Origin of the sequence: Serratia sp. TMDUHS_CL, from assembly GCF_037137105.1 — a bacterium.
Classification (GTDB): Bacteria; Pseudomonadota; Gammaproteobacteria; order Enterobacterales; family Enterobacteriaceae; genus Serratia; species Serratia nevei.
Genome location: NZ_JBBBDV010000009.1, coordinates 74,555 through 95,415, shown reverse-complemented (window position 1 = coordinate 95,415; position 20,861 = coordinate 74,555). Strand labels below are relative to the sequence as shown.

Annotated in this window: 20 protein-coding genes and 3 tRNA genes; 8 read left to right on the top strand and 15 right to left on the bottom strand. The window is 57.2% G+C overall.

Annotated elements, in window-relative coordinates; translation table 11 throughout:
• Positions 1 to 5: 5 nt before the first annotated feature.
• On the bottom strand, positions 6 to 854 hold the full coding sequence (gene cho, locus WCL58_RS17030) for an excinuclease Cho (RefSeq protein WP_336851412.1): 849 nt from the start codon (positions 852 to 854) through the stop codon (positions 6 to 8).
• Between the two features lie 240 nt (positions 855 to 1,094).
• Here cho and WCL58_RS17025 point away from each other — a divergent pair, with 240 nt between their 5' ends.
• The 6 genes from WCL58_RS17025 (at position 1,095) to WCL58_RS17000 (ending at position 8,136) form a co-directional block, all read left to right on the top strand.
• Complete coding sequence (locus WCL58_RS17025; protein ID WP_336851448.1) at positions 1,095 to 2,276, top strand: efflux RND transporter periplasmic adaptor subunit; 1,182 nt, start codon at positions 1,095 to 1,097, stop codon at positions 2,274 to 2,276.
• Entirely contained in the window at positions 2,273 to 4,210 is a 1,938-nt protein-coding gene (locus tag WCL58_RS17020) for a MacB family efflux pump subunit (RefSeq protein ID WP_141958779.1), read from the top strand. Before WCL58_RS17025 ends, WCL58_RS17020 begins: the two co-directional genes overlap by 4 nt.
• 3 nt (positions 4,211 to 4,213) lie before the next feature.
• A complete protein-coding gene (locus WCL58_RS17015; RefSeq protein ID WP_336851411.1) occupies positions 4,214 to 5,581 on the top strand; it encodes a TolC family protein in 1,368 nt (455 codons plus the stop codon).
• Positions 5,582 to 5,995: 414 nt separating this feature from the next.
• Complete coding sequence (proP, locus tag WCL58_RS17010) at positions 5,996 to 7,498, top strand: glycine betaine/L-proline transporter ProP (RefSeq protein ID WP_060419579.1); 1,503 nt, start codon at positions 5,996 to 5,998, stop codon at positions 7,496 to 7,498.
• A 140-nt stretch (positions 7,499 to 7,638) separates the two neighbouring features.
• Positions 7,639 to 7,776, top strand: a complete 138-nt coding sequence (locus tag WCL58_RS17005) for a hypothetical protein (RefSeq protein WP_162215441.1) — start codon at positions 7,639 to 7,641, stop codon at positions 7,774 to 7,776.
• Between the two features lie 90 nt (positions 7,777 to 7,866).
• A complete protein-coding gene (locus WCL58_RS17000; protein ID WP_033646469.1) occupies positions 7,867 to 8,136 on the top strand; it encodes a hypothetical protein in 270 nt (89 codons plus the stop codon).
• Positions 8,137 to 8,202: 66 nt separating this feature from the next.
• Here the strand turns inward: WCL58_RS17000 and WCL58_RS16995 are convergent, their stop codons facing one another.
• From WCL58_RS16995 to WCL58_RS16985, 3 genes are all read right to left on the bottom strand, one after another.
• The gene (locus tag WCL58_RS16995; protein ID WP_336851447.1) at positions 8,203 to 8,754 is read right to left on the bottom strand and encodes a hypothetical protein; all 552 of its coding nucleotides are present in this window, start codon (positions 8,752 to 8,754) and stop codon (positions 8,203 to 8,205) included.
• Positions 8,720 to 9,007: a hypothetical protein gene (locus WCL58_RS16990; RefSeq protein ID WP_060419583.1), complete on the bottom strand. Its 288-nt coding sequence runs from the start codon at positions 9,005 to 9,007 to the stop codon at positions 8,720 to 8,722. The genes WCL58_RS16995 and WCL58_RS16990 overlap by 35 nt, the downstream gene beginning before the upstream one ends.
• A gap of 141 nt (positions 9,008 to 9,148) precedes the next feature.
• Positions 9,149 to 9,601, bottom strand: a complete 453-nt coding sequence (locus tag WCL58_RS16985) for a PaaI family thioesterase (RefSeq protein WP_060419585.1) — start codon at positions 9,599 to 9,601, stop codon at positions 9,149 to 9,151.
• A gap of 232 nt (positions 9,602 to 9,833) precedes the next feature.
• Between WCL58_RS16985 and WCL58_RS16980 the strand changes: the two genes are divergently transcribed.
• Positions 9,834 to 11,174 carry an anaerobic C4-dicarboxylate transporter gene (locus WCL58_RS16980; protein ID WP_025302367.1) on the top strand — a complete coding sequence of 447 codons (1,341 nt, stop codon included), beginning with the start codon at positions 9,834 to 9,836 and terminating at the stop codon, positions 11,172 to 11,174.
• A 179-nt stretch (positions 11,175 to 11,353) separates the two neighbouring features.
• On the opposite strand, the gene WCL58_RS16975 is transcribed toward WCL58_RS16980, so the two are convergent.
• The 5 genes from WCL58_RS16975 to WCL58_RS16955 all read right to left on the bottom strand — a co-directional run bounded on the left by WCL58_RS16975 (position 11,354) and on the right by WCL58_RS16955 (position 13,974).
• A tRNA-Leu gene (locus WCL58_RS16975) sits at positions 11,354 to 11,439 on the bottom strand.
• A gap of 10 nt (positions 11,440 to 11,449) precedes the next feature.
• Positions 11,450 to 11,523: transfer RNA gene (locus WCL58_RS16970), tRNA-Cys, on the bottom strand.
• Positions 11,524 to 11,884: 361 nt separating this feature from the next.
• A complete protein-coding gene (locus WCL58_RS16965; RefSeq protein WP_060440229.1) occupies positions 11,885 to 12,337 on the bottom strand; it encodes a hypothetical protein in 453 nt (150 codons plus the stop codon).
• A gap of 86 nt (positions 12,338 to 12,423) precedes the next feature.
• Entirely contained in the window at positions 12,424 to 12,759 is a 336-nt protein-coding gene (locus tag WCL58_RS16960; protein WP_180548381.1) for a TfoX/Sxy family protein, read from the bottom strand.
• 237 nt (positions 12,760 to 12,996) lie between these two features.
• Positions 12,997 to 13,974: an MBL fold metallo-hydrolase gene (locus WCL58_RS16955; RefSeq protein ID WP_141958772.1), complete on the bottom strand. Its 978-nt coding sequence runs from the start codon at positions 13,972 to 13,974 to the stop codon at positions 12,997 to 12,999.
• A gap of 85 nt (positions 13,975 to 14,059) precedes the next feature.
• Here WCL58_RS16955 and WCL58_RS16950 point away from each other — a divergent pair, with 85 nt between their 5' ends.
• Positions 14,060 to 14,977: a LysR family transcriptional regulator gene (locus WCL58_RS16950; RefSeq protein ID WP_221626940.1), complete on the top strand. Its 918-nt coding sequence runs from the start codon at positions 14,060 to 14,062 to the stop codon at positions 14,975 to 14,977.
• A 52-nt stretch (positions 14,978 to 15,029) separates the two neighbouring features.
• Here the strand turns inward: WCL58_RS16950 and WCL58_RS16945 are convergent, their stop codons facing one another.
• From WCL58_RS16945 to uvrY, 6 genes are all read right to left on the bottom strand, one after another.
• Positions 15,030 to 15,905, bottom strand: coding sequence for an alpha/beta hydrolase family protein (locus WCL58_RS16945; RefSeq protein WP_336851410.1), 876 nt, complete (start codon positions 15,903 to 15,905; stop codon positions 15,030 to 15,032).
• Positions 15,906 to 16,064: 159 nt separating this feature from the next.
• Positions 16,065 to 16,835 (bottom strand): hypothetical protein, encoded by a 771-nt coding sequence (locus tag WCL58_RS16940; RefSeq protein WP_060419592.1) that lies wholly within the window; start codon positions 16,833 to 16,835, stop codon positions 16,065 to 16,067.
• A 314-nt stretch (positions 16,836 to 17,149) separates the two neighbouring features.
• Positions 17,150 to 17,225: transfer RNA gene (locus WCL58_RS16935), tRNA-Gly, on the bottom strand.
• 144 nt (positions 17,226 to 17,369) lie between these two features.
• Positions 17,370 to 17,918, bottom strand: coding sequence for a CDP-diacylglycerol--glycerol-3-phosphate 3-phosphatidyltransferase (gene pgsA / locus WCL58_RS16930; protein ID WP_033642639.1), 549 nt, complete (start codon positions 17,916 to 17,918; stop codon positions 17,370 to 17,372).
• A 58-nt stretch (positions 17,919 to 17,976) separates the two neighbouring features.
• Entirely contained in the window at positions 17,977 to 19,809 is a 1,833-nt protein-coding gene (gene uvrC, locus WCL58_RS16925; RefSeq protein WP_336851409.1) for an excinuclease ABC subunit UvrC, read from the bottom strand.
• A complete protein-coding gene (uvrY, locus tag WCL58_RS16920) occupies positions 19,802 to 20,458 on the bottom strand; it encodes a UvrY/SirA/GacA family response regulator transcription factor (RefSeq protein WP_004927947.1) in 657 nt (218 codons plus the stop codon). The genes uvrC and uvrY overlap by 8 nt, the downstream gene beginning before the upstream one ends.
• Between the last annotated feature and the right edge of the window lie 403 nt (positions 20,459 to 20,861).

Genomic DNA, 20,861 nt, shown 5'->3' with positions numbered 1-20,861 from the left:
TGGCATTACGGCAGCTCAATAATCCGGTAATCGCCGGCGATGAGAGGCCTGCACAAAATCTTGTAGCCATCGCTGTCAAAGTGGCTGGCCGCGCTCTGCAGCCGCTGCGCCTGCGCCAGGCTGCTGACCGAGCCCAGATAAAACCAATTGTGAATCACATGGTACTGCCGCAGCGTCTCACCCTGCTCTTCCAACGCCACTCGCCCGGCGAACGGCCAACAGGCGATGCGTAGCTGTTCCAGCGCCGCGCCGAGCCGCCGCGCATGTTCCTGCGCCGGCTCCACGCCGCAGCAGGCGCCGGCGCACTTGCGCAGGCTGTAGCGGAAGCAGGCGCGCCCGGCGGGCAGCTTGTCGATCCCCAGCTTGCCGTAACATAAACGATGCTCGTCGGCGATGGCGCGCAGCTTTTCCAGCGCGGCATGGCGATTGGCAAACAGCCCATAAAGGTGGGGCGTGACGGCGAAATCGATCTCTTTGGCGTGGGCAATCGTCACCGTGTCTGCCTGCAGACGCAGCGCGCACAGCTGTTTCGAGCGCCGCAGGCGTTTGTTGAACAGCGGCTGCTGTTGCTTGATCAATTGCGCCTCCAGCAGCAGTGCCCCCAACTCGCCCGCAGTTTCGATAAAGCTGATGCGCCGGGTTTGACGCAGCATTTTTGCCTCGTCCTGCGCGCGGAAATGCGCCATTACGCGGCTGCGCACGTTGACGCTTTTACCGATGTAAAGCGGCAGGCTTTCGCTTTCGCCGTGAAACACATAAACGCCCGGCCCTTTGGGCAACGGCGCCAGGCAGGCGCGCAGGTGCTCCGGGTATTGGTAAATGTCGAGTTCCGGCTCGAGGCGGTTTGGCATCATGGCGGCGGCGTTATCCTGCTGATGAATGAATACTGGTTTTTTAGCCAGTATAGCGTGCCGCGCAGCCGGTTGCACACCCGGCGGATAATAACTCACCGTGATCTTTAGCGGGAAAGCCTTTACTATCCCCTTTCCAGCGGGAAAGTGCCTCACGTTTAGCACCAGTTCAGGCTGGCGCTGCCATGATGGCAGACTGGAACCGCCGCTTTTATCGTTATGGAAAACCTGGGCATGCCATCACTGAAACTCACACCCCGTCGTCTGGCGTTGATCGCCGTCATCGTTTTCATCGCCGTCGCTGTCGCGCTGGCAATCTATTGGCAACGCCCGCCGCAGCAGGATTACGTTACCGCGCCGGCCCGCCTGGGCGATATCGAGAATGCCGTGCTGGCCACCGGGCGACTGGATGCCGTCGAACGCGTTAACGTCGGCGCGCGCGTCTCCGGTGAAGTCAAATCGCTGAAGGTCAAACTGGGGGATCGCGTCACCAAAGGACAGCCGATCGCCGACATCGACGATCTGCAACAGCGCAACGATCTGCGCAACGCCGAGGCGGCGCTGAACGTCATCAAAGCCGAACTGCAGGCCAAGCAGGCACAGCTTAAGCAGGCCGAGTCGCGTTTCAAACGCCAGCGGCGCATGCTGAACGACGAAGCCAGCTCGCGTGAAGACTTCGAAACCGCCGAGGCCACGCTCGCCACCACCCGCGCCGAACTGCTTTCGCTCAATGCGCGCCTGGTGCAGGCGCAGATTGAAGTCGACAAGAAAAAGATCGACCTGGGGTATACCCGCGTCGTCGCGCCGATGGACGGTATCGTCATCGCCGTGGTCACGCAGCAGGGTCAAACGGTCAACTCCACCCAAAGTGCGCCGACCATCGTCAAGCTGGCGCGGCTGGATATGATGACCATCAAGGCGCAGATCTCCGAAGCCGACATCACCCGCATTTCGCCGGGGCAAAAGGCTTACTTCACCATTTTCTCCGATCCGGATAAACGCTACGACGCCACACTGCGCACCATCGAACTGGCGCCGGAATCGGTGATGAAAGACGACTCGCTCGCCGGCACCAGCTCCGCTTCGGGCTCCGGTACCTCGAACGCGTCGGTCTATTACAACGCGCTGCTGGACGTGCCCAACCCGGAAAACCGCCTGCGCATCGCCATGACCGCGCAGGTTTCCTTACTGCTCGGCGAAGCGAAGAATACCCTGCTGGTGCCGATCCAGGCGGTGCATAAAACCGAAGGAAAAGGGCAACAGGTGCAGGTGCTAACCCAAGATCAGCGGCTGGAAACGCGCGAAGTGACCACCGGCATCACCAACAACGTCGACATTCAGATCCTCAGCGGCCTGAAAGCCGGTGAAACCGTGGTGCTGTCGCAGCCCGCCGCCAAGTCGGCTGAGGATGGCATTTTCCTGTGAACGCGATCATCGAGCTAAAAGGCATCAGCCGGACCTACACCAACGGCGGTCAGGCGCTGACGGTGTTGAAAGACATCGATTTGACCATCGCCGCCGGCGAGCTGGTGGCGATCATCGGCGCCTCCGGCTCCGGCAAATCGACGCTGATGAACATCATGGGCTGTCTCGACGTGCCGGATCGCGGCGACTACTACATCAGCGGCCAGAACGCCGCCCACCTGTCGCCGGACGAACTGGCCCGCCTGCGCCGCGAGCATATCGGCTTTATCTTCCAGCGTTATCATCTGATGCCCGATCTCAGCGCGCTGGGCAACGTTGAAATTCCGGCCATCTACGCCAACGCCCGGCGCGATCAGCGGCGGCAGCGGGCAGCGCAGCTGCTCGCGCGGTTGGGTCTGGAAGGACGCGAAGACCACAAGCCCGGCCAGCTTTCCGGCGGCCAGCAGCAGCGTGTCAGCATCGCGCGCTCACTGATCAACGGCGGCGAAATTATCCTGGCGGACGAACCGACCGGCGCGCTGGACACCCAATCCGGCCAGGAAGTGCTGGCGATCCTCAGCGAGCTGAATCAGCGCGGCCACACCGTGGTGATCGTCACCCACGATATGAACGTGGCACAACATGCGCAGCGCGTCATCGAGCTGCGGGACGGCGAGATCATCGCTGACAGCGGCCGCCAATCGGTACCCGCCGTCGCGCTGCCGCCGCCGAACCGCAGCCGGCAAAGCGGCTGGCAAAGCCTGATCGACCGCACCCGCGAATCGCTGCACATGGCGCTGAAAGCGATGAACGCCCATCGCCTGCGCACCGCGCTGACCATGACCGGCATTATCTTCGGCATCGCCGCCGTCGTTACGGTCGTGGCGCTGGGCGAAGGGGCCAAGCAGCGCACGCTGGAGAATATCAAGGGACTTGGCACCAACGTGGTAAGCATCTATCCGGGGCGTGATTTCTTCGACGACGCCATCGACAGCATCCGCACCCTGGTGCCGGCCGATGCCGACGCGCTGGCGCAGCAAAGCTTCGTCGACAGCGTCAGCCCGGAGGTCAGCGCGTCCGACAGCATTCGTTTTCGCAGTAAATCCGCCACTGCGTCAATCACCGGCGTCGGGCGCGACTATTTCCGCGTCAACGGCATCACGCTGGTGCAAGGCGCCACCTTCCGCGACGATCGCAACGCGCTGCAGGAAGTGATCATCGACGACAACGCGCGCCAGGCGCTGTTCGGCGATTTCGGCGTCGAGCCGCTCGGCCAGATCGTGTTTCTCGGCTCGGTGCCGGCGCGGGTGGTCGGCGTCGCCAAAAGCGAACGCAACTATGCGCCCAACCGCATCAGCGTCTGGATGCCCTACAGCACGGTGATGTACCGCATGGTCGGCAAAACCACGCTCAGCGGCATTACCGTGCGGCTGAAGGATGACGTCGCCAGCGAAGCCGCCGTCAGCGCCATTACGCAGTTGCTGACCCAGCGCCATGGCGTCAAGGATTTCATGACGTTCAACCGCGATCAGTTCCGTAAATCGATCGAGCGCACCTCGATGACGCTCAGTTTGCTGATCCTGATGGTGGCCTCGATCTCGCTGGTGATCGGCAGCCTGGGCGTGATGAACATCATGCTGGTCTCGGTGACCGAGCGCACCCATGAGATCGGCGTGCGCATGGCGGTCGGCGCAAGGCGCGGCGATATCATGCAACAGTTCATGATCGAGGCGGTGCTGGTCTGCCTAATCGGCGGCGCATTGGGCATCGCACTGTCGTTCGCCGCCGGGTCGCTGTTCACCTCGCTGGCGGGCGGCATGTTCACCGCCATCTATTCCTGGCAAGCCGCCGCGACGGCGTTTTTCTGTTCAACCTTAATCGGCATGATCTTCGGTTATCTCCCCGCCCGCAAAGCGGCAAGGATGGATCCGGTCGTTTCATTGGCCAGCGAGTAACCCATGAAAATTTTCTCTCCCTTGGCATTAAGCCTCGCCGCCCTGCTCACCGCCGGCTGCGGCAACACCCTGAAAAGCGACTACCGGGCGCCGCAGGTCAACTATCCGACGAGCTGGCAGCACGCCGCCGAAAACGCCGCGCCGACGCCGTTTGACTGGCGCGATTTCCACGATCCCGAGCTCGATCGCTGGCTGCGACAGGTGATGGCGAGCAACAACGATCTGGCCGTCGCCGTGTTGCGCGTCTACCGCGCGCGCCTCGAGGCTGAACGCGTTGGCATCAGCACCGCGCCCGACGTCAACGCCTCGTTGAACAGCGGCATCAATCGCCCGCTGTCGGAGTCCTCCGCCTGGAGTAAAACCAGCGGCGCGACGCTCTCTACGAGCTATGAAGTCGACCTGTGGGGCAAATTGGCGCGCCAGCGCGACGCCGCCGAGTGGGCCAGCCAGGCTTCCGAGCAGGATCTGCAGACGGCGCGCCTGACGCTGCTGGCCAACGCCGCCACGAATTACTGGCGCATCGGCTTCCTCAATCAGCAGATCGGCGTCAGCCAGGCGAGCATCGCCTACGCCAAACAGACGCTGCGGCTGGCCAACGCCCGCTACCGGGCCGGCAGCATCTCGGCGCTGGACGTGGTGAACGCGGAACAAAACGTGCTAACGCAGGAAAGCCGGCTGCTGACGTTGCAACACGAACGTCAACAGACGTTGAACGAACAGGCGGTGCTGCTGGGCGTACCTTCAGGCCAGACCACCATCGCGCCCGCACGTCTGCCGACGGCGGCAATGCCGCAGATCAGCACCGGCATTCCCGCCAACGTCTTGAGCCGTCGCCCGGATCTCAGCGCCAAAGAGCTGCGGTTGCGCGCCGCTCTGGCCAACGTCGACGAGAAACGTCTGCAATACTACCCCGCTTTCAGCCTGACCGGCTCGCTGGGCGCCAGCAGCAGCGCGCTGCTGGAGTTTCTGCGCAACCCGACGGGCAGCCTCGGCGCCGGCCTGACGTTGCCGCTCCTGCAATGGCGGCAAATGGGCGTGGATATCAAGATCGCCCGTAACGACTACGAACAGCAGGTGCTGGAATTCAGGCAGGCGCTGTACAAGGCGATGGGCGATGTAAATAACGCCCTGTCGCTGCGCGCACAGCTGCTGGCGCAAGAGGCGCAGTTGCAGGCCTCGCTGGCGCTGGCGCGCAAATCGGAGCGGCTGAACGAGGTGCGTTACCGGCAGGGCGCCGTCACCATTACCGATTGGCTGAATGCTCAGGAGCAGCGTCGTCAGGCGGAGCTGGCGGTGGACGAAAACCGCTTCGCGCAGTACCAGAACCTGGCGAAAATCTATCTGGAATTCGGCGGTTCATCGGCCCTCTGATCCAAACTGCCTGGCCATCCGGCCAGGTGGTTTTTTAGCGGCAAACACATCAATTTTTCCTGTTTTATCTCCCGCACTCTCTATACTTCAAACATGGCCAATCAGACGAAAAACCGTCAAATCGCACAATTATTAGACCATTCTCGCACCAAATCGGTGCAAACACTTAAGTTAAACTGCTGAATTTGATCGCCGCAAGATATAACGTTAAGCTATAGATGCAAAATAATTAGTCACCTAAATGACATAACCTTGGCATAAACGACGATATTTTGTGATCCACATCCCAACTTAAATGTGGATAATGAATCGTCTTGAACCGCGATTCGATTAGCCGATTTGATAACTCGAAAACAACAGTGAACGGAGATTACGCTTTCACGAACAACGAATAATTCATTAAGGGATGATTATATGAAGTTAAGAAAAAAACGACATAAACCGATGCACATCAGCGACATCACCATCATCGATGACAGCAAACTCAAGAAAGCGATCACCGCGGCGGCCCTGGGCAACGCGATGGAGTGGTTCGACTTCGGCGTATACGGCTTTGTCGCCTACGCACTTGGCCAGGTCTTCTTCCCCGGCGCCTCGCCCGGCGTACAAATGATCGCCGCGCTGGCAACCTTCTCCGTGCCCTTCCTGGTACGTCCGCTCGGCGGTCTGTTCTTTGGCGCCATGGGTGACAAGTTCGGTCGCCAAAAGGTGCTCTCGGTCACCATTATCATCATGGCGGTCAGCACCTTCTGTATCGGCCTGATCCCGTCCTATGCGTCGATCGGTATCTGGGCACCGATCCTGCTGCTGCTGGCCAAGCTGGCGCAGGGCTTCTCCGTCGGCGGTGAATATTCCGGTGCAGCAATTTTCGTCGCCGAATACTCGCCGGACCGCAAACGCGGCTTTATGGGCAGCTGGCTGGACTTCGGCTCCATCGCCGGATTTGTGATGGGCGCAGGCGTGGTGGTGCTGATCTCCAGCATCGTCGGTGAAGCCAACTTCCTCGACTGGGGCTGGCGTATCCCGTTCTTCATCGCCGCGCCGTTGGGCTTGATCGGCCTCTATCTGCGCCATGCGCTGGAAGAAACCCCGGCGTTCCAGCAGCACGTGGACAAGATGGAGAAAGAGGATCGCAACGCCATCGAAAATCCGCCAAAAACCTCGTTCAAAGAGATCGCGGCCAAACACTGGAAAAGTTTGCTGGTGTGCGTCGGCATCGTGATTTCCACCAACGTGACCTATTACATGCTGTTGACCTACATGCCGAGCTACCTGTCGCATAACCTGCACTACTCGGAAGATCACGGCGTTCTGATCATCATCGCCATCATGATCGGCATGCTGTTCGTACAGCCGGTAATCGGCCTGACCAGTGACCGCATCGGCCGTAAGCCGTTCATTATCGGCGGCAGCATCGGCCTGTTGGCGCTGGCGATCCCGTGCTTCATTCTGATCAACAGCAACGTGATTGGCCTGATCTTCGTCGGTCTGCTGGTGCTGGCGGTGCTGCTCAACTCCTTCACCGGGGTGATGGCCTCGATTCTGCCGGCGATGTTCCCGACGCACATCCGCTACAGCGCGCTGGCGATTTCGTTCAACATTTCGGTGCTGATCGCCGGTGCGACGCCGACCGCCGCCGCCTGGCTGGTCGAAGCGACCGGCAACCTGTACATGCCGGCCTACTATCTGATGGTCGTGGCGGTGATCGGTCTTATCACCGGTCTGTACATGAAAGAAACCGCCAACAAACCGCTGCGCGGCGCGACGCCGGCTGCGTCTGACCGCTCAGAGGCGAAAGAGCTGCTGCAGGAGACCTACGACAACATCGAACAGAAAGTCGAGGACATCAACGCACAGATCGCCGAATTGGAAAAGAAAAAGCAGATCCTGATCGACCAGCATCCCAAGCTGGACTGATCGGCGCTGAAAGACAAAAGCCACCCGATTGGGTGGCTTTTTGCTTTAAATTCAACCGAAATAATACGCCGCGCATTTTATGACAATCGGGTTTGATGGTAGGCTTTACAGCACACTCTTAATTGATGAAACACGCGATCATGAGCAAAATGGACCTTCCCGTCATCATCGGCATCCTTGTTATGCTCACCCTGTGGCTCGGCGCACTCTTCAACATCGGCGATATCACCTTCACCATTTCACGCCTGTTCCACTGGATTGAAAGCCAACGCGGCTAACCCGCACAGGCGGTGGAAAACATCGGCTATGATTGAAAGACCTTACCGCCATTTTCCGCGATTATCGCTCGCGATAAAGGGGACTGTATCATGACCGATTATGCGTTCTACAATCAGATCCTGACCCGGCTGGCCGCCAATCACCCCGGCACGCTGGATGAAAAAACCTACGAACTGTGGAAACAAGACGCCACCAGCCCGCATGCGTTCGCCGATCCCTTCGCCTATCTCAAAACCAAGGGCCTGATACAGGCCTATGTGATGAGCGACATCGACGAGAACAACTATGATATCGACCCGCATCAAACGCGGATCACCGCCGCCGGTCTCGAATTCATTCGCAACGGCGGGTTCAAATAAGGGCGACACGCGCCAATAAAAAACCGCCAGACGGCGGTTTTTTACTCTACAAGCTTGCAGACCGGCTCAGGCGGGGAAAGGCCGATAAAATATGCGCAGCACTTCGTTGTCGCCCTGGCGTAAAAAGCCGCCTTCAGGCTGCCAGCGCAGATCGCGCGCCAGATTGAGATTTTCCCAGCCGACCGCGCCCCCCACGCCGATGCAAAGATTTTTATTGCCTGCGGCAAATCCCGCACCAGTACCGATCATGGCATGCAGCAAACGGGGCGCCGCCGCGTCACGCAGGGAGAATATGCCGATAAAACATCCCTGCGGCGCGCGCAGCATATCGGCCATCGTGCGGATCTCGGTATCGTCCGGGCTAACGAAATGTTTGTATTGCTTATCGAACACCGTCTGCCACAGCTGCTTGTATTTCGCCTTGCTGAGCGCGCCTGAACGGTGGGCACAAAGCACCACCGCATCCCAGCACATCTCCCCGCTCAACAAAAGATACTCTTCCGTATCGGTTTGCGGCTTATCGGCGTAATGCCGTGCAAATTCAGCCGCATTCAAATGCGGCGGCACGGCCTGTCTGGCAACGTCACTCTTGTAGCGCTTGAAATTCAACCAATGCACGGGAAGCCTCCTCTTCACCCGGTAGATTAACAAACCGGCAGCCGTGGATGAGACGCGCCATCAAATCCAGCGCATCGTCAGCAGCGGCGATTTCGTCGTCATTCAGCCCCTGTTCCACCGACCGCTCAATCGCGTTCATCACCCCCGGGGCGCTGGTTTCATCCCCCTGCGCCACCACGTCCAACACGGCTTTGCCAATCGCCAAACAAAGCTCATGATCAAACTCAACCTCTTTATACGGATACGGTTGCATAATCACTCCGATAAATTTTTACCCCAGAATACTAGACCACAATGGCGTATCGCGCCTGCCGCCGTAGCGCAGCGCTGTATGCAACCGAAGAGAAATGCATCAGGCCCCGGGTTGATAGCCCGAAGCCCGATAAAAGGCAGGTTATTGCGGTGCTTGTTCGCTAGGGCGAATGATAAAACAAGTGGCGGTTGCCGAAGCCAGCAGCTTCCCTTGCGCCGTTTTAAGCGTGCCTTCCGCGAAGGCCACGTTTTTGGCCGCATAGACCAGACGCCCCTCGGCGATCAGGTCAGTTTCCTTCGGCACAGGGCGCAACATTTTAACCTGCAGATCGACGGTGCCATACCCAATCCCCGCGCCCAGCGTACTGTGCACCGCGCAACCGGTCACCGAGTCCAAGACCGTGGCGGCAAAGCCGCCATGAACGCCCCCCAGCGGATTCAGGTGGCGCCCGTCAGCCCGCGCCACGATGCGGATATACCCCTCTTCAACCGCCACCGGTTTCATGGGCACGGTTTCAGCGATCGAAGCCGGTGGGATTTTACCGGCCATCGCAGCCTGTAACAGCGCCAGTCCGGTCATTTTTGTCGGGTCCATGGGTTTCTCCTCGGGTCAGTAAACCTCTCATATAGTAGAGGTCTGACCTGTTAGCTTGCTTTTTCGTGCGGATGCCACCTCCGCCCTGACTCCTTTGAGTGTGACCAGCATCACTCTTTAGGGTTAATGACCACAAATTTATTAGTGCCTTTAGATTTAAAACAACTTTCTGCAGCCAACACGGCCGGAAACTGAGCGCAGTTAAGTTCAACATTATTAAGGCGTATTTATCATGGATTTCTTTCTGCAATTAGCGGTGATATTGGCATGCCTGCTGTATGGGGCGCGTAAGGGCGGCATTGCGCTGGGGTTACTGGGTGGGATCGGGTTGATGATCCTGGTGTTCGGCTTTCACCTGCAGCCCGGCAAACCGCCGGTAGACGTGATGCTGGTGATCATCGCGGTGGTAGCGGCCTCCGCCACCCTGCAGGCCTCAGGCGGTTTGGACGTCATGCTGCAGATCGCCGAACGGATGCTGCGACGTAACCCGCGCTATGTCTCGATCATCGCGCCGTTTGTGACCTGCATTCTCACTATTCTGTGCGGCACCGGGCACGTGGTGTACACCATCTTGCCGATCATTTATGACGTGGCGATCAAAAATAACATCCGCCCGGAGCGGCCGATGGCGGCCAGCTCGATCGGCGCGCAGATGGGCATTATCGCCAGCCCGGTTTCGGTGGCGGTGGTCTCACTGGTGGCGATGCTCAGCAGTTACACCTTCAATGGTCGCCATCTGGAATTCCTCGACCTGCTCTCTATCACCATACCTTCTACCCTGTGCGGTATTCTGGCGATCGGCATCTTCAGCTGGTTCCGCGGCAAAGACCTGGACAAAGACCCGGAGTTCCAGAAATTCATCTCGGTGCCGGAAAACCATCGCTACGTCTATGGCGATGCCGCCACCTTACTGGATCGGGTGCTGCCACGCAGCAACTGGATCGCCATGTGGATTTTCCTCGCCACCATCGCACTGGTGGCGGTGCTGGGGGCGTTTTCCGATCTGCGACCCAGCTTCGGCGGTAAGCCGCTCTCCATGGTCCTGGTGATCCAGATGTGCATGCTGATGGCCGGGGCGTTGATCGTCATCATTACCCGTACCAACCCGGCGTCTATCTCTAAAAACGAAGTGTTCCGCTCCGGCATGATCGCCATCGTGGCGGTGTATGGCGTCGCCTGGATGGCGGAAACCATGTTCGGCGCGCACCTGGCGCAGATCGAAGCCACGCTGGGCGTGCTGGTGAAAGAATATCCCTGGGCCTATGCGCTGATCCTGCTGCTGGTGTCGAAATTCGTCAACTCGCAGGCCGCCGCGCTGGCGGCACTGGTGCCGGTGGCGCTGGCGATCGGCGTCAACCCGGCCTATATCGTCGCTTCGGCGCCGGCCTGTTACGGTTATTATATTCTGCCGACCTACCCCAGCGATCTGGCGGCGATCCAGTTCGACCGCTCCGGCACCACCCGCATCGGCCGCTTCGTGATCAACCACAGCTTTATTCTTCCCGGCCTGATCGGCGTCAGCGTCTCCTGCGTCTTCGGCTGGATCCTCGCCGCGGCGTTCGGTTTCTTATGAGTTGTATTTCGGAGCCCTGCGGGGCTCCTCCGTGCAGGCAGGCTGACAATCAAAGGGTATGAGCATGATAAGAAAGGAAAAAGTGCAGGTGCAATACGAATTTCAGGCACAAAAAAACCGCCTCTCGGCGGTTACGACATTACTACTTATTGCTTTGATTATTCGGTATTTTCATTCCCTGGTACCCGGGGCGGGACTTGAACCCGCACAGCCATAAGCCGAGGGATTTTAAATCCCTTGTGTCTACCGATTTCACCACCCGGGCTCGGGAAAGTTGGAGGCGCGTTCCGGAGTCGAACCGGACTGGACGGATTTGCAATCCGCTACATAACCGCTTTGTTAACGCGCCTTTATTCTGTTTGCCTTTTCAGGCCAAAGCCGGTGATTCACCCACTTCGTTTTGTTCTTTTGGTTGGCGATGTTGAAATCGCTTATCCTAATCATCTGATTCTTAAGTAATTTATTTCGTTACCGCCGAATCGATGGACTGCATTATGGACTAAACCCCCCACCTTGGCAACCCCCCGAAATAGCAAAAAGTTCTCTAACGCTTTCAACTGCTTATTTTGTGGGCGCACTGTTCACAATGCCGACGCAAAGGCAAGCGGAATGTTGATTTTATATGCATCGGCTCAGGAATTCACGGGCAAATCGGTTCTTTTTTCTCGGCAGGAACCGCTTACCCGCGCCCTCTCCGGCTTTTCATTTGCTTATGGTGATGGGGTACCGTGCATAACATCCTCATGGGGGGCATCGCGCAACCTCCGGCGCCACCATAAAAACCCAGCGATCGTGCCCGGCAAAACCGCGATCGTACCAAAAATACGCTGATCGGCATTCAGCAAACCAGGAGCAACGGCGGATAGCACCGCGCATAACAGCAGAAACCACCGCAATCGGCGAATGCCGGGATGAGCGATTCCGACGATAGCCCCCACCAAACATGCCGGCAGAAAACCGAGCACATAGGAAAAAGCCCCAATGAACACCAGCATTCCCAGCACATCGCCGACGTTAAAGTACCCGGGATCCACATAGCCACTGATACCAAACGTCATCAGCAGCAGCATCAGCATGCCCCCCAACGGCGGGGCGACCAGCCCGAAGAACAATATGCATCCTGCCAGTCTCCTGACCAGATGCCGTATAGCGCCAGACTTCATACTCCCTCCCGTTCCCGCTTCCTTAATGATACCGGCAGGATTGCAATAATGAGGCCCCTACCCGGCGGGCGCCCCAATCCATAGGCTTAAGTGGGTTTCTTCGAGACCTTTTTCTTCGCAGCAGGCAGCTGAGCATAAGTCAGCGCGATTAATTGGGAAAGCCAGGCGCTATCGCCCCACTTCTCTTCCGGAATCACAAAACAAGGCTTTGCACCCGGATAAGGCGGCGCTTCTGAATATTCGTTCAGAAACGCTTTGCCGCCCTGCGTCGGTTTAACAAACAACCGATCATCGCAGACCAGCGCCACCATTTTCTCAGCGCAATAAATACCATACTCACCGAACATCCTCTTCGCCGAAAGCTTACCCGGTGCAGAAATATTGTCGATGATAAACTCTACCGTACTCAGTTTTGAAACCATCGGGCTCCCTTCTTTGTATTTGCGGTCTGTTCATATCTAACTTGGTTCACTTTGTCATAGAAACCTATGAGTCACACTTTTTTGTCGTCTAAAGAACGCCTCGCCGCAATAGAAAAACGCCCGATAAAACTCATCGGGCGCCAAGGACCTGAACGACATCACGATTAATCAGTGACAAAGGTGGCGGAATCAACGTCGGTAGCGGCTATCCGCCCAAGCGATGCCGCCCGGCAGGGCTTAATCCAAGAGTGCCAGCGGCCGATCGTCGTAATTGGTCGGCACCCACACATACCCTTGCCCCGATTTACGCAGGTGACCGATGCCGGGGAAGGGAAGATGAGGTGCGGCCATCAGCGAGCGTCCCGCAGCAATCCTGGCAAACATCTGTTCACGCACCGCTTGGGCATGGGCAGCATCGGTATCAAAACCAATGGTCAGAGCCGGTTCATCAAACTGAACGAGAGAGTGAATCATGTCGCCAACGAAACTAAGCTTACTCCCTTGCCTCTCGAGTGTGAAAACCGTACTCCCGGGCGTATGGCCACTCAAGACAGTAGCGGTAATGCCCGGCAGCACAACTGCGGTTCCGGTGAATGATTTGACCATTCCCGCATCGACATAAGGACGCAACATCTTCTCTGCAATATCGGATGAAACCGCATCTGCATGGGGCGCGGAAGGACGCGCCGGTTGCAGATAGAAATCCAGATCCGGCTCGCTGATGTGAATAGAAGCATTAGGGAACACGACCTTACCGTCCAGCACCAACCCACCAATATGATCAATATGAGCATGTGTGATCAGGACGTCGTCAATCTGCTCGGGCTTGATCCCAGCCGCCGCCAGACTGTCCATCAGCCGGCTGGCGTTACCACCAAACAGCTTGCCACTTCCGGTATCGACCAAAACGCGCCGCCCATCCATGTCGATCAGAAACACGTTGATCGATGTCCGCACAGGGTTTTCCAGGAAATTTCGTTTCAAAAGCTGATCGACATGCTCTGGCGTTGCCCCATGCAACAGCTTGTGCAGATCCAAATCCACGGTGCCGGCCGACAACGCAGTGACTTTGGCGTCGCCCAGTAAGAATCTGTACACCCCTGCCGGCTGCTCCACACCGCTCTGCGATTGTCCAGCGGTATCGGCTAAAGACGAAAAAGTGGGAAGAATCAAGATGGTGCTCAGGATTGCGGTCAGTAATAAACGTCGTTTCATAACTATTCAAACCTCGTTATCGGAGATGCATAGGGATGAATCCACTCTAGGTTTTGCAGTAATATGCGTCAAATGCATGAGGTGAATGATGAAAATTCAAAAAACGGATATTAATGCCATTGACCTGAACCTGCTGAAGTTCCTGAGCGCGTTGCTTCGCGAACGCAACGTCACGCGAGCGGGCGCCAGGCTTGGGTTAAGCCAACCAGCGGCCAGCAGGGCATTGGGTCGGCTACGCGAGCTGTTTAAGGACAAAGTTGTCGTGCGCACATCGAGTGGCGTGGAACCGACACCCAGAATCCTTGCTTTGGAACCGTTGGTAGAGCGAATGCTGGATGACATCCGCAGTATTGTGGCGCCGGCGCAATTTGATCCCGCGACCGCGCAGCAGCGTTTTACCATCGCCTGCCTGGATCATATCGCTTCGATAGTGCTGCCGAAATTGGTGACGAGAACCGAACAGGCCGCCCCCGGAGTGACATTGAACATACCGACACCCAGCGGTAACAACGTGGATAGCGTCGCTCGTGGCGATGCGGATATCGCGTTAGGCGTGTTTGACAGTCAACAGCTGCCTGCGGGGTTTCATCAGAGGAAACTCTATGATGAAGATCTGGTCTGCGTGGCTCGGCGTGGGCATCCTCTCTTGTCTTCTAAGTTAACTCTGGAGAAGTTCGCCGCATCCTCGCATATCGTCGTTACCATCACCGGACAAGGCAACGCTCAGATCGATACGGCGCTCGCCGCACTGGGTAAAAGTCGGCGAGTGTCAGTACGACTGCCCCATTTCCTGGTTGCACCAATGCTCGTCGCGAGCAGCGATCTCATTCTCTCCCTACCCAGACGGCTGGCCATGCACATCACGCAGAGCCTCCCCCTTGAAGTCACAGAATTACCGTTGAGGGCTGAGACATTTTCAATGTCGATGATCTGGCATGAGCGAGCTCACGGCGATCCTGCACAGATATGGTTACGCCAACAAATTATCGAGCTGTCAAAATAAACGAGGGAAGCATTGCCTAAGCTCTTCGCCTCGTCATGCTGGCATAATCGGGTCATTGCATCAAAAACGCGGCACTCAGCCGCGGCCAAAGCGCAGCGTGGCTGCGCCTGAACATGTTGATATGCCCGATCGCCTGACCATCAACCTCCGCCGGCTGCAGCAAGTGGACGGCATGTCGCGCGTTAGGCAACAGCCGCAGCCAGTCAGCGATACTGCGCGGCGTTACCAGCACGTCATCGGCGGCGGCAACCACGGCGATCGGTGCCTGGAATGCGGCATAGTAATGACGTTGAATTTCCGTACCAAAGGCATTTTCCACGTAGCCCGGCCGCCGACACCAAGCGGCCCATTGCCGGGCGACGCCGGCGGGTAAATCCTCTCCCCACCCCAGCCACTTTGCCGGCCCATAGCCGAGCAGCCGTACCGAGAGCGGAATATAGCCCCACATCAAGCCCATAGCCATCGCTCTGAACGGCCAACGGATATTACCGATATAGCCGGAAGAAGCGGAAACCGCCGTCAGGCTGCGCACGGCATGGTGGTTCGGCATCAACCCCGCCAGCTGAGCGCCGGCGCTGTGCCCGATCACATGCGCCTGTTGCGCAGCCGTTTTCGCCAGCAGCCAGTTCAGCGCCGCCGGCATATCACGCTCTCCCCAGTCCTGTTTACGGGCTTTGGAGTACCGGACATGCGCTTCCGCCAGTGAAACACCGACGCCCCGATAATCGAACACCATCACCGGATGCCCCTGCTCGCTCAGCCACTGTGCAAAGGCATAGTAGAACCCTTGTTTAACGCCTGTGGCGGGGCAAATCAGCACCGGCGTATTGCTACCGCCCAATGCAGGAAAATAGCTGCCGCCCAACACATAGCCGTCCGCAGCGGTAAAGCGGATGGCGTCGTGCGCCGTCTTATTTTCTTCCTGCATGGCGATCCTCCCGGCCTAGCCAAAATTCTGCCGCTCATTCTTGCATCGTTCAACGGCGGCATCCAGCAGGCGAGCGCTTGCGGGAGACCGCGATCGCGTTTCTGCCTCATCGGAACGGCTTTGGCCACAGAAAGAAAACGAGCGTCCAACGGCGCCTTGTTACTCGTTATGCCACAGGTAGCTATTCTCCACCTCAGGCCGCCAGGTTGCGCAGCTCTCCCCCGTTCCATGATTGGCCGAAGTCCAGGGGTTTTCGATAAACGGCCATGGCCTATTTGTGCGTGACGCCTGCTGAACGAGGACCCTCATCGAAAGCACCCCGGAGTGGCTCCAGCTCAACGGGTTCGGGATCTCCGCACAATAGTTCAGCGTGGGCCCAAATTCCCCCGGCGTTTTCGGCAGCGCGAGATTGACAGACACCGAAGCCCCCATGCTCAAAGCATGCCGGTTTTTTGCATACTCAGGTAAGGCAACCTCTGCGCGCTGCAACGCCTGTTGCACACTGGGCTGGCGCCACACAGGTTTCAGAGGCAGCACCAAAGTGACCCCATCCAGCAACGCACCACGGTGGCTGACAGGGAGATTGAAAGTAAGGCGCGTCGGCTGCTGTTCCGACGGGCCAGGTATAATTTGCGGCCGCACGGTCACCGTATGGTCTATTATGTCATCCGCAAAATGCGGTGAGGGGTAACACGTCACGCCGGTCATGCAGCGCGTAAGCTTTAAGCGCCTGCTCTGCTTCCAATAATGCCCGGTCACTCCCGAGCCCTGAATCATCGCGGCCAGCGCGGCTTGATTATCTGTCGGGCTCGCATACGGATAATGCAGCGCGTAAGTTTCAACGGTGAACGCGACGGTGTCGCCGGCTGTCGATTCCGCTGACCAAGACCACCCTATCGTTACCATGACGATCCACAAAATGCGGTGCATACCCACAGCCACCTCCTTGTTATCAGACTTACGGAAATATCCCTTCCTGCAGTCGCTTGTTCATCATCGCCGGGTGGTGACAATGCCTGATCGGTCGCTTAGATATCCAGACTATTTGTCAGGAGAGAAAAAGTACATCATGTAAGAAGAAAGCGCGATTCTGTTGCTTCGGTATATCGAATCGACGGCCAGAAACATAGCCGCTGATTAAAGAGGGGTGAGGTACAGAAAGCGAGAGGGAATAGAAAACGAAAAAGGGGCCGAGGCCCCTTTCGCTTACCTGCCGAATCACGGGGATTCAACAAGCTAATGTTTGGAGCGGGAAACGAGGCTCGAACTCGTGACCTCAACCTTGGCAAGGTTGCGCTCTACCAACTGAGCTATTCCCGCATTACCAGAACTGACTGATTTCTTTGCTATCTTTCGGCAATTCATCGTTGTCGTCTGATGCGATGCATTCTACTTACCTGACGTGATGAGTCAATAAAATTGTTGGCTCATCACGATCGTTTGCCGATTTTTGCAGCGCATCGATCACGGTTCCAGCAGATCGTTGCGCGCGGCATTCAAATATTGGAACATCGACCAGAAAGTCAGCACCGCCGCGATATACAGCAAACCGATCGCCACATACTCTACGGAGCGGTCCGGCCGCCACAGCAAGCCCACCAGCGACATCATCTGCGCCATGGTTTTCACTTTGCCGATCCAGGACACCGCCACGCTGCTGCGTTTGCCAATTTCCGCCATCCACTCTCGCAGCGACGAAATGATGATTTCACGGGCGATCATAGTGGCCGCCGGCAGCGTGATCCACCAACTGTGGTAGTGCTCCGCCACCAGCACCAGCGCCACCGCCACCATCACTTTGTCCGCAACCGGATCCAAAAACGCCCCGAAGCGCGTCGTTTGTTTCCAGCGGCGTGCCAGGAAGCCGTCAAACCAGTCGGTGACGGCGGCAAACACAAAGATAACGGCGCAAACCATCGGAGCCCAGCTGAACGGCAGATAAAACGCCAGCACAAAGAATGGGATCAGAACTACGCGAAACAGGGTAAGCCAAGTCGGTATATTCAATTGCATAATGCTACGGTAACTATCTGGCTAGAGTGGAAATTAAGAGTATGTTGCTACATTGCCCTCAGTGTTTCAATGCATTGTAGATCTTTTCTGCCAATGCTTGTGAAATACCCGGCACTTTTGCAATTTCCTCCACGCTGGCGTTCAACAAAGGTTGCAGTCCGCCCATATACTTCAACAGCACCTGGCGCCGTTTCGGCCCTACGCCTTCAATCAGCTCCAGTGCGCTGGTATTTCTGACTTTCGCCCTTCTCTGCCGGTGGCCGGTAATCGCATGATTGTGCGAATCATCGCGGATGTGTTGGATCACATGCAGCGCCGGCGAATCCGGCGGCAGCGAAATCCCCTCACCTTCCGGCACGAAGAACAGCGTTTCTAACCCGGCCTTGCGATCGGCGCCTTTGGCGATGCCAATCAGCAGCGGCTTGTTCTTGTCCCAGGTAACGTTCAGCGATTTGAACACGTCGATCGCCATGCCGAGCTGCCCTTTGCCGCCGTCGATGAAGATGACATCCGGGATCTTTTTCTCTTCCAGCGCCTTACCATAACGGCGCTTCAGCACCTGCGTCATCGCCGCGTAGTCATCGCCGGGGGTGATGCCGCTGATATTGTAGCGCCGATACTCCGCGCGCACCGGGCCGTTACCGTCGAACACCACGCACGAAGCCACGGTTTGTTCGCCCATGGTGTGGCTGATATCGAAGCACTCCATACGGTTGATTTCCGTCAGGTTCAGCACCTTGGCCAGCTCCGCCAGCCGCTGATGGATCGTCGACTGTTGCGAAAGCTTGGTGGTCAACGCCGTTGCCGCGTTGGTACGCGCCAGCTTCAGATAACGGGCGCGGTCACCGCGCGGTTTGCTTTGAATTTGAATCTTGCGTCCCGCCAGCTCGGAGAGCGACTCCGCAAGCAGGTCTTTTTCCGGCAGGCTGAAATCCAACAGGATCTCGCCGGGCAACGTACGCGCCTGGCTGCCTTGCAGGTAGAACTGGCCGACAAAGGTCTGCACCACTTCGCTCATATCCGTGCCGCCCGGCACTTTAGGGAAATAGCTGCGGCTCCCCAGCACCTTGCCCTGACGGATGAACAACACATGCAGGCACGCCATACCGGCGTCGAACGCCACGCCGATCACGTCCAGATCGTCGCTGTCGCCCGACACGAACTGCCGTTCGGTAACGCGGCGCACGGCCTGAATTTGATCGCGAATGCGCGCCGCCTCTTCGAAATTGAGCAGTTTGCTGGCTGCTTCCATGCGCGCAATCAGCTGATGCAACACCTGCTGATCTTTGCCCGAAAGGAACAGCCGCACGTAGTCCACCTGCTGCCGGTACTCTTCTTCACTCACCAGGCCGGCGACACAAGGGCCCAGGCAGCGGCCGATCTGATACTGCAGGCACGGGCGCGAGCGATTACGATACACGCTGTTTTCGCACTGGCGGATCGGGAACAGCTTCTGCAGCAGCGCCAGCGTTTCACGCACGGCGTAAGAGTTGGGAAAAGGCCCGAAATATTCGCCCTTGGCGTGTTTGGCGCCGCGGTGCACCGCCAAACGGGGATGGGTATCCGCGCTGAGAAAAATCAGCGGATAAGATTTATCGTCGCGCAAAAGAACATTATATCGCGGTTGGTACAATTTAATGTAGTTATGTTCCAACAACAGCGCTTCCGTTTCGGTGTGGGTAACCGTTACGTCTATTTGCGCGATATTTTTAACCAGCGTCTCGGTTTTACGGCTGCTGACCTGCTGCCGAAAATAGCTGGCGAGACGTTTTTTCAGGTCTTTGGCTTTACCGACGTAGACCACCGAGCCCGTGGCGTCGTACATACGGTAGACGCCGGGCTGGCTGGTGACGGTACTCAGGAAGGCTTTGGCATCAAAACGGTCATTCACTGCTTAACAACGTCTCCGCATTGAACAATCCATGTCGGATGGCCAGGTGAGTCAGTTCGACGTCGCCGCTGATATTCAGTTTGCTGAACATGCGGTAACGGTAACTGTTCACCGTTTTCGGGCTGAGACTCAACTGCTCCGAGATCTCATTCACTTTTTTGCCTTTGGTGATCATCAGCATGATCTGCAACTCGCGTTCAGACAGGCAGCTGAACGGCGTTTCGGCCTGGGGCTCCAGCTGACTCAGGGCCATCTGCTGGGCGATATCAGACGCGATATAGCGCTGCCCCGCATGCACGGAGCGCAAGGCGTTAATCACTTCCTGCGGCGCGGCGCCCTTGCTCAGGTAACCGGCGGCCCCCGCCTGCATCACCTTCGCGGGCAGCGGGTTTTCAGTATGGATAGTCAACATGATGACTTTGACGTCGGGTGCATAACGCACAATCTTGCGCGTGGCTTCCAGCCCGCCAATGCCCGGCATATTCATGTCCATCAGCACGATATCGACAGCGTTGCCACGGCACCATTTTACGGCGTCTTCACCGCATTGGGCCTCACCGACAACTTTTATACCTTTGATATCTTCAAGAATGCGTCGTATCCCTGCGCGCACCAGTTCGTGGTCATCAACAAGAAGAACGCTAATCAAGGAAAAATCTCCAAAAAAAGGGAGTAACGCAATCAGCCTCTGTTTTCGCCAGAGATATTACTTGTTTTTCAGACAAGAATGAACACAGATTAATACATACTTCCGAATAACTTTGCGGAGCAGAGCTGATTTTTCAATTTTAGCCATCTATGCCGCCAATAAATCGTCACGTCGGAAAAGATCGGGCGACGAAAATAATTTCGTTGCGCCGCGTCAGACACAGGATAGCGCGATAATCATGCAGCGAGGGGGAAATCTGTGTAAGCAATCACGACATGAATAATATTAGCACGGCGGTTGGCCGTTTGTAATCATTTGATATTTAAAGACGTAGCAAAAACCACCGCCATCGTCGGCCGAACACCCGGCGTGCAGAACTATTATTCCCGGCGAACATCGGCAA